Source organism: Patescibacteria group bacterium (assembly GCA_040390045.1).
GTDB lineage: Bacteria > Patescibacteriota > Minisyncoccia > Phycocordibacterales > SIBU01 > SIBU01.
This window is the reverse complement of record JAZJZC010000005.1, coordinates 41,330-54,502: the sequence shown is the minus strand read 5'-3', so window position 1 is coordinate 54,502 and position 13,173 is coordinate 41,330. Positions and strand designations below refer to the sequence as shown.

The window sequence follows — 13,173 nt, the reverse complement described above, 5'->3', positions numbered from 1 at the left end:
TTTATTTCCCCGATTTTCCTGAAACTTTCTGCTCAAGACGACCGACGCGAACAAGGAGTGTGTCAAATTCGTTTCGGCGGACAAATTTGTCACCGATGTCGAGGATATCATTTCGAACTTTTTTAAAATTTTCTTCTACCTGTTTGAAATTTTCCCGAGTTTCAACCTTAAAAGCTTCGATGTTATTTTCTTGCTTCTCAAACCTCCTATCGACATCCGAAAATCCCCGGGCAACCATTCCCGCTAAATCTTCTAATGAAATTTTCTTGTTCAGCTCTTTTTTCATAATCATATTTTAACAAGGTCACACAAATTCCACAATTGAATTTTTGTTGTCAGCTGTGGATAACTAAATACCAAAACCACTATCTGACCGCACGAATGATCCCCTCTTTTGAAATTCAGCCTTAATTCTCCAAACCCTTGAGAATATCGCTATGTTTTGCTAAAATGCCGACGTGGAACAAGACAGCGGAAAACAACCCTGGTGGGAACCGGCGGTAGAAATATTTTCAAAAATTTCCGTTTGGATTGCCGCGCCCGTCATTTTCGCTCTTGTGGCGGGAAAATGGCTCGACACACAGTTCGGAACGAAACCTTGGATATTTTTAGGACTGGCCGCTTTTGGATTTTTAATTTCAATTGTCGGCATGATCAAAACCATTCAAAAATTCAGCAACACAATAGAAAAAGAAACACCGAAAAAATCAGATGACTCAGCAAACAACAAAGCTTAATACTAAAACTGAGGTGACGGCGGCGCCCGCAGCGGGCGCCGCTTCCGAGGTGAAGCACGAAACTACCCTTTTCGCCGAAAATATCACTCACGTCGGCTCGCTTCCTATCACCAACGCACTTTTGACCAGTGTCAGTGCGGTTTTAATCATCGCGCTTTTGGCCATCATCATTCGTGTCACGCTTCGCGAAATTCCTGGCAAAATTCAAAACTTCTTCGAAGCGCTGCTTGAAGGTGCGCTCGACCTGTGTGACCAAGTCACCAATAGCCGAAAAATTTCCGAGAAAGTTTTCCCGCTCGCTTTTTCAGTTTTTCTATTTATTTTGGTCAACAACTGGCTTGGCCTCTTGCCCTTAGGTGGCATTGGCCTCATTGAAGATGGTGAACACGGCCTTTCCTTCATCCCCTTCCTTCGTAGCGGCACCGCCGACATCAACACCACAATCGCACTGGCAATCATGGCCGTCGTCTCGGCAAACCTCTTCGGAATTTTCTCAATCGGAATCTGGAAAACTTTTAACAAATATGTTAACCTGAAGGCGCTCGGGGGAATTTTTACCCGAGTCAAAAAGGATCCAACAGTGCTTGTGGTAGCACCGGTAACTTTTTTTGTCGGCATTCTTGAGTTAGTGGGTGAAATTGCCAAAATCGCCTCCCTTTCATTTCGATTGTTCGGAAATGTGTTTGCTGGAGAAGTGCTTCTTATGGCAATGAGCAAAATTCTTCCCTACCTTTTGCCAATTCCATTTTTGTTTCTTGAAATTTTCGTCGGGCTCATCCAGGCGCTCATCTTCTCAATTTTGGTGTTGGTGTACTTCACTATCGCCTCACAAGATCATGATAGCCATGATAGTCACGATGAGCATGCCGAAGGTCCTGACGCAGGAAGGGCGGAGGAACACGAGCACCACACGGCAAAGGCTTAACTGAAATTTGAAGGTTGCCTTTTGGTATTTTTAATAAGATATCAGAAGGTAAAGGTCAAACATTTATTAATTAATTTAAATTTTTATGGAATTAATCCCACTAGCAAAAGCTATTGCAATCGGAGTAGGAGCCATCGGCCCCGCCATCGGTATCGGTATGATTGGATCAAAGGCTATGGAAGCTATCGGCCGAAACCCTGAAGCTGCTGGAAAAGTTTTAGTGCCTATGCTTATTGCTTCAGCCTTCGCGGAAGCAATCGCCATTTACGCCCTCGTTATAGCGTTTTCGCTATAACTTTCGCCTCAAGTTGTCAGTTTCTAGATTTAATTCGCAGTAGCGAATTAAATCTCCAACTGTCCGCTTAATCACGACAGTATAAACCTGCCTGCCGGCAGGCAGGTCTTAAATCTTTTTTATGGAATCAATAATCAATACTTTTCATATAGATTGGCACATTATTATCGCCCAAGCCATCAACTTCGCGATTGTTTTTATCGTAGTCTACATTTTCGCGCTTAAACCTCTCAATAAATTGATGGCTGAGCGTTCTGAGAAAATTGCCCGAGGTGTACATGATGCCAAAACTAACGCTGAACTTTTGACCGCGACAAAAGCAGAATACGAAGCCGCGCTCGCCCAGGCTCGCGCGGAAGCCCAAACCATTTTCCAAGATGGTCGCAAAAAAGCCGAGGCCAAACGAACTGAAATGATCGAGGAAGCAAAAGCTGATGTTGCCAAAATGATGGCGAACACCAAGAAAACCATGGAAGCCGAAAAGGTGAAAATGGTTGAAGATGCCCGAAAGGAGGTTGTCACTCTTGCAATTGAGGCCACTAAGAAGCTTCTTGAAAAGCAATCCGAGCAAATGTCTAACAAATAAATCTTCCACCTTCCCATCATGGCCAAATTTTCCAGCAAAAATATCGCAGAAGCAATCTACCAGTCCGCAAAAAATAAAACGGGTGCGGAACTTGATAGTGCTTTAAAAATGGCGGTAGAATTTTTAGCCAAAAAAAATTTGCTATCAAAAACGCCAGAAATTTTAAATTACATCACTCAACTTTCTGATACCGAACAAAACATTGTACGAGCAAAAGTTTCGAGCAAAAATCCCTTAAGCAAGAGCGCTGAAGAAAAAATTGAGACACTTCTGAAAGCCCGACACAAAAGTAAAACTCCGAGGATAGAATGGAAAGAAGATAAGTCCCTACTCGGCGGAGTAAAGATAGAAGCTGGCGGAGAAATCTTAGACCTTTCACTGAAACATAGAGTCGATCGATTGCAAGAATATTTAATGACAAACTAACATGGCAAACAACACTATCGTTGAGAATTTAAAAAAACAAATTGAAAAGTTTCAATTTGAAGCCAAGACAGAAAAAATCGGCCATGTTGTCGAAGTGTTCGACGGTATCGCTAAAATTTCCGGCTTGGGAGACATCAAAGCCTCTGAAATGGTGCTCTTTCCAAACGGCGAGCTAGGCGTTGCCCTTAACCTCGACGAGGATTCTGTCGGTGTCATCATTCTCGGCGATTTCTCAAAAATTAAAGAAGGAGATGAGGTGAAAGCTACTGGAAAAATTCTTGAAGTTCCTGTGTCCGATTCACATATCGGCCGTGTGCTCAACGCACTTGGAGAACCAATCGACGGCAAGGGCGCAATCAAATCTGCCAAAACCTACCCAATTGAAAAAGTGGCTCCAGGAGTTGTAACTCGCCAAAGTGTTGACCAACCAGTCCAAACCGGAATCAAATCAATCGACGCCTTGATCCCAATCGGCCGTGGCCAACGAGAACTTTTGATCGGCGATCGCCAGACCGGAAAAACTGCTATCGCTATCGACACGATTCTAAACCAAAAGGGTCAAAACATGATCTGCGTCTACGTTTCAATCGGCCAAAAAGATTCCAAACTTCGCAAATTGCAAACTCGACTTGAAGAAGGAGGCGCGATGGCCTACACCGTCATTGTCTCCGCTGGATCTTCGGAGTCGGCCGCGCTTTCCTACATTGCTCCGTACACCGGCGTTTCAATTGCCGAATATTTTATGGATCAAGGAAAAGATGTTTTGATTATTTACGATGATCTTTCAAAGCATGCCGTCGCCTACCGCGAAATTTCCCTCTTGCTCCGACGTCCACCAGGCCGCGAAGCCTATCCAGGTGATGTCTTCTATCTTCACTCTCGCCTTTTGGAACGCGCCTGCCGACGAAATGCAAAATATGGTGGCGGTTCAATCACCGCGCTTCCAATTATTGAAACTCAGGCCGGAGATATTTCTGCCTACATTCCAACCAACGTAATTTCGATCACTGATGGTCAAATTTTCTTGGAAACTGATCTTTTCTACAAAGGTATCCGCCCAGCCGTCAACGTTGGTAACTCGGTTTCTCGCGTCGGTTCTTCAGCCCAAATCAAAGCTATGAAAAAAGTGGCCGGAACTTTGAAACTCGAACTCGCGCAGTACCGCGAACTCGAAGCCTTTTCTCAATTCGGTTCTGATCTTGACGAAAGCACCAAACGCCAACTCGAACGTGGCAAACGCGCCGTTGAAGTGCTCAAACAACCTCAATACGCACCAGTTAAAACCATTCATCAAGTTGTTACCCTTTACGCTTTGGTGAAAGGCTTCATGGATGATGTTCCAGTAGCCAAGATCAAAGAATTCGAAGCTGGTCTTGTTGATTATGCCGAAAGCAACGCTAAAGTTTTCTTCAAAGATGTCACCGACACTAAAATGTGGACGGAAGCCGGCGAGGCAGAGTTGAAGAAAGTTATTGCTGAATTCAAAACGACATTTACGAAATAAATACATATGAATGGAGTAGAAAAATTATCCCAGCCTTTAGGCTTGCAAAAAATAGAAATTCCTGAGCCTCTAAAGGCGGCTTTTTTAGAGTATAAAAAGAAAAAATTGGATAACTTACCACGTGATCAACGAACGGATGATAATTATACCCTTTATGAACAACAATATCCGCTTGTATCACTTTTACCGAACACACTGGAAAGAATAGAAGAAATTGCTAGTCAAACTCTCATTGATGCTCCCTCGGCATTTGCCTTAATGGATTTAATAAAAAAAATAAATGAGGGTCTTGACGTTGCAGAGTCTGAGGGTTTAGATGTTAAATCTTTTAGGGAAGAAATTTTAAAATATTTCTCATCTATTATGGCAAAAGCTTTACAGTCTGCACTTGAACAGTTAGCCACTAATATTGAGCTCGTTGAGAGACGAGAAACCGAAATAGAGAAAGATCCCCAGTTAGTCGAAGGCTCTGATGAAAAAAGAAAGTGGAGTAATCTTTCTTTTGCACTTGGAAATCATTTGTATTATTTCCCAGAATTTTTTACTCTTGCCGCAGAACTTGGATTCGTGTTGCCTCCTGAAATCGAGCAAGATTTTAGAGGTTTATCCAAACGATTTATGCATGAATCAGATGAAAGGCTGGATGACATAATAGCAAAAGCTCGTAGTAAAGAAGAATAAATAGCTTGAACAAATTGAATTCCTTAACTTAAATCTTGAATCATAAATCTTAAATCTATTTTATGGCCGGCGCAAAAGAAATTAAAAGACGAATAAAGAGCGTGAAGAGCACGCGGAAAATCACCAAGGCCATGGAGCTCGTGGCGGCTTCGAAGATGAAGCGTGCGGTGGCGTCTACGCTTGCGTCGCGCCTGTACGCTGAATATTCGTGGGAAATTTTGCAATCAATCGGCAAAAATTTGGATGAAGTCACTCACCCGTTATTCATGGAACACGTAACACGTAACAACACTCTTTTAATACTTATCACCTCAAACCGCGGACTTTGCGGCGCATATAATTCACAAGTGATTAAGAAAACATTAACCCTGCTGCGAAAACAGCAGAATGTTGATTTGCTTACCGTAGGAAGAAAAGGCGACACCGCTATGCGCCGTGTCGGCAAAAAAATCATCGCCTCATTTACCGAACTTCCTGCAAATATTTCCCTTTCCGACATTATGCCTATTTCAAGAATGGCGATGGAGGAATTTTCAACTGGAAATTATGACAAGGTTCTCGTTGCATATACAGACTTCAAATCGGCGATAACACAAACAGCTAATATTAAACAAATCCTGCCAGTATCAAAAAGTGACCTTAAAGAATTGATAGACGACTTAGGAAAAAGCCCCGACCTGGAGACTTCACCTCAAAGTCAGGGCGGAAACGGCAAGGTTGACTATTTGATCGAGGGCGACAAAAATAAACTCCTCGGTTCACTCGCCGAAAAATTGACCCGCATGCAACTGTATCAAATGCTCCTTGAATCGAATGCTTCTGAACAATCTTCACGAATGGTCGCAATGAAAAACGCTTCAGACGCCGCGGGAGAAATGATTGATGACCTGACACTGGTATTTAACAAAGCCAGACAAGCATCAATCACCCAGGAAATTTCGGAGATTAGCGCGGGAATGGCGAGTGTGAGTTGAGGAGCGTAGGCGACGAAATACTGAGGCCACCAGGCCGAATGTATTAAGAAAGTTTATAATATTATAAAGTTTATAAAGCAAAACCCATGACAACTACAGGAAAAATTAAAAAGATCATCGGACCGGTCGTCGACGTCGAGTTTGCTGACCACGTGCCAGATATTTATAGTGCTTTGACCGTTATGAACGGTACGAAGAAAATCATTCTCGAAACCGAACAACATATCGGCGGCAACACCGTCCGCGCCGTGGCCATGGATAGCACCGACGGACTTTCTCGCGGTATGGAAGTAACCGACACCAAAGCTCCGATTTCCGTTCCTGTTGGCAAAGAAACCCTTGGCCGAATTTTCAATGTTCTCGGCGAAGCCATCGATGACGGAAAACAAGTAACCACCGGCACCCTGTCTCCCATTCATCGCAAAGCTCCATCATTCGTTTCTCAGGCAACCGAAGTGGAAATTCTTGAAACTGGTATTAAAGTTATCGACCTTATTTGTCCCGTTCTCAAAGGAGGAAAAGTCGGTCTTTTCGGAGGAGCGGGCGTCGGTAAAACTGTCGTCATTCAGGAACTCATCCACAACATTGCATCAAACCACGGAGGATATTCTGTGTTCGCCGGCGTCGGAGAACGAACGCGCGAAGGAAACGATCTCTATCATGAAATGAAAGACTCGGGTGTCATCGACAAGGTGGCTATGGTGTTCGGACAAATGAACGAACCGCCAGGTGCTCGTATGCGCGTGGCACTTTCCGGACTTACCATGGCGGAATATTTCCGCGATGTTGAAGGTAAGGATGTGCTTTTCTTTATCGACAACATTTTCCGATTCACCCAAGCCGGTTCTGAAGTATCAGCGCTCCTCGGACGCATTCCTTCAGCTGTGGGATACCAACCAACGCTCGCTACAGAAATGGGAAACATGCAGGAAAGAATTACCTCAACCGACAAAGGTTCGGTGACTTCCGTTCAAGCTGTCTACGTGCCAGCGGATGACCTTACTGACCCCGCTCCTGCAACAACCTTCTCCCACCTCGACTCTACCGTCGTGCTCAACCGTTCACTTTCTGAAATTGGTATTTATCCAGCCGTTGATCCACTCGACTCGTCTTCGACCATTTTGGATCCAAACATTGTCGGCAAAGATCACTACACCACCGCTCGAGAAGTTCAGCGCGTACTTCAACGCTACAAAGATTTGCAAGACATCATTGCCATTTTGGGTATGGAAGAACTTTCCGAAGATGACAAAGCGCTCGTTATCCGCGCTCGTAAAATTCAAAAATTCCTTTCACAACCATTCTTCGTCGCTGAACAATTTACCGGCGCCAAAGGTCAGTACGTTCCACTTGCCGAAACCATTCGATCATTCAAGGAAATTTTGGAAGGAAAACATGATAGCAAAGCTGAGAGCGAGTTTTACATGAAGGGTGCCCTCTAAAATGGCCCGAAGTCTATGGCTAAAAAACTTAAACTAAAAATCATCACCCCAGAACGCCTGATCCTCGACGAGGAAGTTGATCAGGTTACCTTCCCAACAACCGAAGGAGAATTGACCATTTTGCCTGACCACATTCCGCTCATCGCAAATTTAAAATCAGGTGATGTCGTGGCAGTTTCAAACGGTGAGCATATTCCAATGGCAGTGGCCGGCGGGTTTGTTGAGATCAAAAAAAATGAATCGGGGCAAACAACAGTCGCAGTTTTGGCTGATTTTGCTGAACATGTATCTGATCTTTCTGACGATATCATCGCCAAAGCTAAGTTACGCGCAGAGGAATTGCAAAAACAAATGGCTAATAAAGAAGTAGTGAACTTCGAACATTTCTCCGCCGAACTCGAACGCTCGCTCACACGCGTCAAAATTGCTGACAAGTGGAAATCGAAAAAATATCGCAAGTAAAAACCGCCAATTTTTTGGCGGTTGAAGTGGAATTATTGCGGAAACGTATTCCGCTTAAAACTTTTCTGGACATACCGCCTGCTTTCAGTCCACGAACTCTCCGTCTCTCCATACGTTTGACCGCATGTGTCACATTCAGCACGCTGGCTATTATACCGAGAAACACGCACAGTACCCGAACATCCGTGTCGTGTGCAATTGCCGTTGCTTTTTATTCTTTTTTCCATAAGATTCTATGCTATTCAAAACATATCACAATAGTCCAAAATAGCAAAACTAACAATTCTTACTAAAAATAAATGAAATTGTCACTTGTGATGATTTGCAAAGAACGTTAAAATTACTACATGGAAGAAGGAGCAAAATTTGTACCGAGAGTGGCAAACAAAGAGGCTTTTGATCTGGCTCGAGAATATGTGGAAGCCGGCAAAGAGCCTGACGAAGAGTTTGATAAAAAAACTAAAGCGATAATTGCTGCGGCAGTTGAAAAACGAGAGCGTCGACGAACTCGACGCCCAGCACCGACTCCTCCAGTCTCTCGTCGACAAAATTTTCAAACTGGCTCTGGCGCCATGGCAGAATGGCAGAAAAAACGAGAGGATGGCGAAAAATAATTTATAGAATTTTAAAACTGCCATCTGTGCAAAGTTTTTATATAAAAAAGCGGCTTTAGAAAAAGGCCGCTTACAAACATTATTACCTCAAGTAATGACTGTAGTCTCGAGGGCTTTTGAAATTTGGCGCCGCTTTAACCGAGCTTCCTCGTCGGCCTTCCACTTCTCCACTTCTTTGATTCTCTGCGAGATTTGATCACACAATAAACGCAACTCTCTACGTCCCGCCACCAATGGTCCGAGGAAATCGAGCCAGTCTTCCATAGGAATCAATTGATTGCCACGAAGTGCTTCGATAGTCGGCCCCAAATGGTTAATCTCGGATTCGAGTTTTAACAATCGTCCCTTTTGATATTGGATCTCTACTGTCCAAATCTCAAGATCACTGATATCGATATCCCAACAGCGTAATCCCTCATTTCTCAATCGATGAAAAAGCGTCTCCGCATCCATTTCCAATCGACGGAATTGCTCCAGGTATTCTCGCCCTCTTGCCAACGCACCCTCTCTCCTCAAACGATTTTTGCGCTTATCATCGAGGCACATCCAAACAATAGTTACAACTGCCCCGCCGATAAGCAGCGCCATGAAGCCAAATGGGAACCAACCTATTTTTTGCATATACAAGTGTTCTAAGATTTACTAAAAAAATAGTAACACACTGCCACCGAAAGATCATTAATCTTGCATTTTTATTTTAAATCAGTAGTATCAAGGCAGAAAAACTTTGGTAGATTGAAAATTATGAAGCCACTTCGACTCGCGCTCCTGATTTCAGGAGGAGGAACCACCGCCATGGCCATTGAGGAAGCCACTCGCACTGGACCGCTTCAAGGTTTGGTAGAAATCGCTTGCGTCATTGTCAGCCGGCCTGATGCTGGAGGTATCAAAAAAGCTCTTGAAAGAAAGTTGATCTGTGAGGTCGTGAGGCGTAAAGACTTTCAAGACGGCATTCAGTTTGGCAGAGCTCTTATCTCATCGTTCGAAAAATATGAGGTCACCGCTATCGGCCAGCACGGTTGGCTTCCTACCACTCCGCTGAACGTCATTAACCTGTTCCCTGAAAGAACGAACAACCAGCACCCGGGCGCAACCGACCCGGGCTATCCCGACTTTGGCGGCACAGGAATGCATGGTGCGAGGGTTCCCTGCGCCACTCTGTACTTCATGCGGAAAGCCAAGATTCCGCACCCTTGGATCGAGGCCACAGCGCACGTGGTTGATCCAGTGGTTGACCGAGGGCTTATCATTCACAGTGAGAGGGTTGCGATCCTGCCAGATGACACTGTTGCAAGTCTGCAAGAAAGACTCCTGCCCGTTGAACACAAGGTTCAAATCGAAGCTTGGCGGCAAATTGCGACGGGCACGGCCAAACCTCACCTCCGGCCAGAGGAACTGATCAAGCGGGATTACTTGGAAATTCTCAACGAAGCCAAACGAGCTGCTGAAATCTTGTACCCGAAAGGTTAACGTTCCAACCCTAGTTGGAACGTTTTTTTAATTCAAACTGAAAAATATTAAATTCAAAAATCGAAATCTTTGCGTAATTTAAAAAAACCCGCTACTTTAGTTAACTAAAGTAGCGGGTTTTTTCTTTATGCTAATTCCTAAACATTAGGTATCTAGAAATTTTCTATCTATTACAAACTATGTTCTGATATTCTTGAGAACATTAGAATATAAGGCAAGAAAAAACTCCGAAATAATTCGGAGTTTGAGTCGAGATTAATTCCCTACTTCAGAATATTCTTCGTGCCCATCATGGTTCCCACGTGCTCGCCGGCGACAAACCGCAAAATGCACTCAGTGCCGTTCAAACTAGCGATTGAAACACGCATGCCCTGCTTCGCGCATTTTGCCGCGGCCATGATTTTTGAACCCATGCCACCGCGCCCGGTTTTTGACGCTGCGCCTGCCGCGCGAAGTTCTTTCGGAATGTTGTGAGGGTCAATTTCCAGGTACGCCCGGGCATCGGCATACTGCGTTGGATTTCTCTCAAAGACGGCTTCGACATCCGAGAAGAACATAATTGCATCGGCATTAAGTAGCCAAGCAATCTTCCCTGCCAGCCAGTCATTGTCACTGATGCCCGCGAGCATGGTCTGAATTTCAAGGTCAGACACTGGGTCATTTTCGTTGAAGACTGGAGTAATACCGGCTGCCAGCGCTTCAAGCGCTGTGTCTCTAATGCTCCTGCGTTCACCCGTATCGGACCAATTGCGATAGGTCACCCAAAATTGGGCAATCAGACCTCTGTTTGAAAAAGCCTCCGCCCAATAGGTTAAAATTCGTAAGGCACCTATTGCCGCGCGCAACTTTTTTGAAATCGCGTTGGGGTTTTTACCAAGCCTTAGCAATTCTTCCCCACCGGCCACCACGCCAGCCGAGGTAACAATAATCACTTCGACTCCTTGTCTTTTCAATCGCACCACTTGATCTGCCACTCGGGAAAAAACCGCCGAGTCAAGGAAACTTCCACCGTTGAGCAAAGTTCCAGTGCCAAACTTAATCACGAGCCGTTTGATAGTTTTCATAAGTAATTCTGAAGTTTTGTTTTCAAAGGTCGAACCATGCGCTATGCATGACCAGAAACATATTTGTTCTGGTGGAAATCCGTAAAATTTTTAGGAACTTCCATCAAAACAAAACCGCTCCGATACACATCGGAGCGGTTTTGAAAAAATACGTAAATTCAATTAGCCCCGTAAATTAATTGGAGCTGGGGGAACAACAGTAACTGTAGCGATTCGGAAGGTCATGGGTTTAGTATACCCATATTCAAAAATGTGTCAACACAAACCGCCAGCCCTTCAATACGAAATACGGGCTAACGAAAATACGAAATGATACGAAAATTGTAGTGGGGTTAAAAAGTTTTTGTATTTTTTCGTATATTTCTGTATATAATTCGTATTTTCGTATGGAAGGTTTCGGGTTGACCTTTTTCCACCCCGCACGTAGACTTGCAACCAGTACTCTATTTCTCCGACCGTTTCGGAAAATACAGGCGCTAAACAGCACCTGATTGGAACCTCGACACACAAACCTATGAGAGACCCGTCAAAACGAGTCATTGTTGCTTTAGACAACATGAGCTACGCCGAAGCCATTGCGATGGCACAATTACTTCAAGCAGAAGTGGCAGGCGTGAAAATTGGCCTGGAACGTCTTTATGCCGAAGGCGTCAGTGCAACAATGGATTCACTCGCCTGTCTTCCTGGCCCGGAAATGGTTCCTGTTTTCGCAGACTTTAAACCCTACGACATAGCGAACACAGTGTCCAAAGCTATGAAAAACCTTGCTCGCCTGGGACCGCAGATTATCAATGTCCCCTGTTTGGGTGGTCGCAAAATGCTCATGGCTGCACGAAAAGCTGTTGACGACGTGTGGGAAAATGACCGATACAATTTTGGACTAACAAGAAAACCCTTGCTCGTCGGCGTCACGATTCTTACGAGTCTTGGATTTGAAGACTTGCGAGAAATCGGTTTGATCACAACCGAAGGTTACGCCGCAGTCGAAGGCATTACGCCTGAAATTGCGCAAGCAAAAACTGTTCGAAACCTTGTGGTGAAATTAGCCCTTCTGGCAAAATCTTGCGGACTTGACGGCGCCGTGGCTGGAGCTCACGAAGCACTGAGTATTCATGCCGCGTGTGGCTCCAGTTTCAAAATTATCACTCCGGGCATTCGTCTCGCAGGTGCGGCGGCGGATGATCAGGTTCGTATCGCAACGCCATCAGAGGCAATTGCGGCAGGCGCAGATTATCTTGTAATCGGACGTCCGATAACGGAAGCGAAGGATCCCTTAGCGACCTTACAACTCATCAATCAGCAAGTAGCGGAAGCACTTGCGCAACAACAGGAAGGAGTAGCTCGATATGCAAGGAAATCTTAGTGAGTCTGAAATCCTTAGGATTTTTGAAGAGTGCGGCGTGCTCATAAATGGGCACTTCATTCTGCGTTCCGGTCTCCACTCAACGGGCTACCTTGAAAAAGGTCATCTGTTAGCTCGCACTCTAGTATTAAAAAGGTTGTGCCATGCCATGGCTGAGCTCTTTGTTGACGACCACGTTGAAACAGTTGTTGCGCCAGCAGTCGCTGGAGTTGCTCTATCTCAGTGGATTGCGCACCACTTAACCATACTTACTGGTTGTGAAGTCTTTGCGGTTTTTGCCGACAAAAAGGATAGTGGTGGCTTCGAGATCAAACGGGACTTCGACAAATACATCCGCGGAAGGCGAACCTTGGTGGCAGAAGATATTGTCACAAAAGGTGGAAGTGTCCGAGATGCAATCGAAATCACGCGCAAGGCCAAAGGAGATGTTGTCGGAGCTTGTGCCATTGCCGATCGTGGTGGAATTACCGCGAGTGATCTGGGAATACAAAGGTTTGAGACTTTGATACGCTTGAACCTACCGACCTACAACGCAGGGCTAAGTGAGTGCCCAGCCTGTGCTGCTGGTGTGGCAATTGACACATTGCATGGTCACGGAAAAGTTCTTGTTCCCAATTATTTGTAGCAACA

Annotated in this window: 17 protein-coding genes; 14 read left to right on the top strand and 3 right to left on the bottom strand. The window is 44.8% G+C overall.

Annotation, left to right across the window (positions count from 1 at the left end; translation table 11 throughout):
* Position 1: 1 nt before the first annotated feature.
* Positions 2 to 286: a hypothetical protein gene (locus V4467_04660; protein ID MES2088251.1), complete on the bottom strand. Its 285-nt coding sequence runs from the start codon at positions 284 to 286 to the stop codon at positions 2 to 4.
* A 172-nt stretch (positions 287 to 458) separates the two neighbouring features.
* Between V4467_04660 and V4467_04655 the strand changes: the two genes are divergently transcribed.
* From V4467_04655 to V4467_04605, 11 genes are all read left to right on the top strand, one after another.
* Positions 459 to 737, top strand: a complete 279-nt coding sequence (locus V4467_04655) for an AtpZ/AtpI family protein (protein ID MES2088250.1) — start codon at positions 459 to 461, stop codon at positions 735 to 737.
* Positions 712 to 1,662, top strand: a complete 951-nt coding sequence (gene atpB, locus V4467_04650; GenBank protein MES2088249.1) for a F0F1 ATP synthase subunit A — start codon at positions 712 to 714, stop codon at positions 1,660 to 1,662. Before V4467_04655 ends, atpB begins: the two co-directional genes overlap by 26 nt.
* An 85-nt stretch (positions 1,663 to 1,747) precedes the next feature.
* Positions 1,748 to 1,957 carry an ATP synthase F0 subunit C gene (atpE, locus tag V4467_04645; GenBank protein MES2088248.1) on the top strand — a complete coding sequence of 70 codons (210 nt, stop codon included), beginning with the start codon at positions 1,748 to 1,750 and terminating at the stop codon, positions 1,955 to 1,957.
* A 121-nt stretch (positions 1,958 to 2,078) separates the two neighbouring features.
* Entirely contained in the window at positions 2,079 to 2,543 is a 465-nt protein-coding gene (atpF, locus tag V4467_04640) for a F0F1 ATP synthase subunit B (protein MES2088247.1), read from the top strand.
* Between the two features lie 18 nt (positions 2,544 to 2,561).
* Positions 2,562 to 2,969 (top strand): F0F1 ATP synthase subunit delta, encoded by a 408-nt coding sequence (locus V4467_04635; GenBank protein ID MES2088246.1) that lies wholly within the window; start codon positions 2,562 to 2,564, stop codon positions 2,967 to 2,969.
* Position 2,970: 1 nt separating this feature from the next.
* Positions 2,971 to 4,473 carry a F0F1 ATP synthase subunit alpha gene (gene atpA / locus V4467_04630; protein MES2088245.1) on the top strand — a complete coding sequence of 501 codons (1,503 nt, stop codon included), beginning with the start codon at positions 2,971 to 2,973 and terminating at the stop codon, positions 4,471 to 4,473.
* 6 nt (positions 4,474 to 4,479) lie between these two features.
* Positions 4,480 to 5,154, top strand: a complete 675-nt coding sequence (locus V4467_04625) for a hypothetical protein (protein ID MES2088244.1) — start codon at positions 4,480 to 4,482, stop codon at positions 5,152 to 5,154.
* A gap of 62 nt (positions 5,155 to 5,216) precedes the next feature.
* Positions 5,217 to 6,128 (top strand): ATP synthase F1 subunit gamma, encoded by a 912-nt coding sequence (gene atpG, locus V4467_04620; GenBank protein ID MES2088243.1) that lies wholly within the window; start codon positions 5,217 to 5,219, stop codon positions 6,126 to 6,128.
* Positions 6,129 to 6,214: 86 nt separating this feature from the next.
* Complete coding sequence (atpD, locus tag V4467_04615; protein MES2088242.1) at positions 6,215 to 7,570, top strand: F0F1 ATP synthase subunit beta; 1,356 nt, start codon at positions 6,215 to 6,217, stop codon at positions 7,568 to 7,570.
* Between the two features lie 15 nt (positions 7,571 to 7,585).
* Positions 7,586 to 8,032 (top strand): ATP synthase F1 subunit epsilon, encoded by a 447-nt coding sequence (atpC, locus tag V4467_04610; protein ID MES2088241.1) that lies wholly within the window; start codon positions 7,586 to 7,588, stop codon positions 8,030 to 8,032.
* Between the two features lie 347 nt (positions 8,033 to 8,379).
* Complete coding sequence (locus tag V4467_04605) at positions 8,380 to 8,646, top strand: hypothetical protein (GenBank protein ID MES2088240.1); 267 nt, start codon at positions 8,380 to 8,382, stop codon at positions 8,644 to 8,646.
* Positions 8,647 to 8,733: 87 nt separating this feature from the next.
* Here the strand turns inward: V4467_04605 and V4467_04600 are convergent, their stop codons facing one another.
* Positions 8,734 to 9,267, bottom strand: coding sequence for a hypothetical protein (locus V4467_04600; GenBank protein ID MES2088239.1), 534 nt, complete (start codon positions 9,265 to 9,267; stop codon positions 8,734 to 8,736).
* Positions 9,268 to 9,390: 123 nt separating this feature from the next.
* Here V4467_04600 and V4467_04595 point away from each other — a divergent pair, with 123 nt between their 5' ends.
* On the top strand, positions 9,391 to 10,116 hold the full coding sequence (locus V4467_04595; GenBank protein ID MES2088238.1) for a formyltransferase family protein: 726 nt from the start codon (positions 9,391 to 9,393) through the stop codon (positions 10,114 to 10,116).
* A 263-nt stretch (positions 10,117 to 10,379) separates the two neighbouring features.
* On the opposite strand, the gene V4467_04590 is transcribed toward V4467_04595, so the two are convergent.
* Positions 10,380 to 11,180, bottom strand: coding sequence for a hypothetical protein (locus tag V4467_04590; GenBank protein ID MES2088237.1), 801 nt, complete (start codon positions 11,178 to 11,180; stop codon positions 10,380 to 10,382).
* A 514-nt stretch (positions 11,181 to 11,694) separates the two neighbouring features.
* Here V4467_04590 and pyrF point away from each other — a divergent pair.
* Both pyrF and V4467_04580 read left to right on the top strand, forming a co-directional pair.
* The gene (gene pyrF, locus V4467_04585; GenBank protein MES2088236.1) at positions 11,695 to 12,543 is read left to right on the top strand and encodes an orotidine-5'-phosphate decarboxylase; all 849 of its coding nucleotides are present in this window, start codon (positions 11,695 to 11,697) and stop codon (positions 12,541 to 12,543) included.
* Entirely contained in the window at positions 12,527 to 13,168 is a 642-nt protein-coding gene (locus V4467_04580; GenBank protein MES2088235.1) for a phosphoribosyltransferase family protein, read from the top strand. The genes pyrF and V4467_04580 overlap by 17 nt, the downstream gene beginning before the upstream one ends.
* Positions 13,169 to 13,173 lie beyond the last annotated feature (5 nt).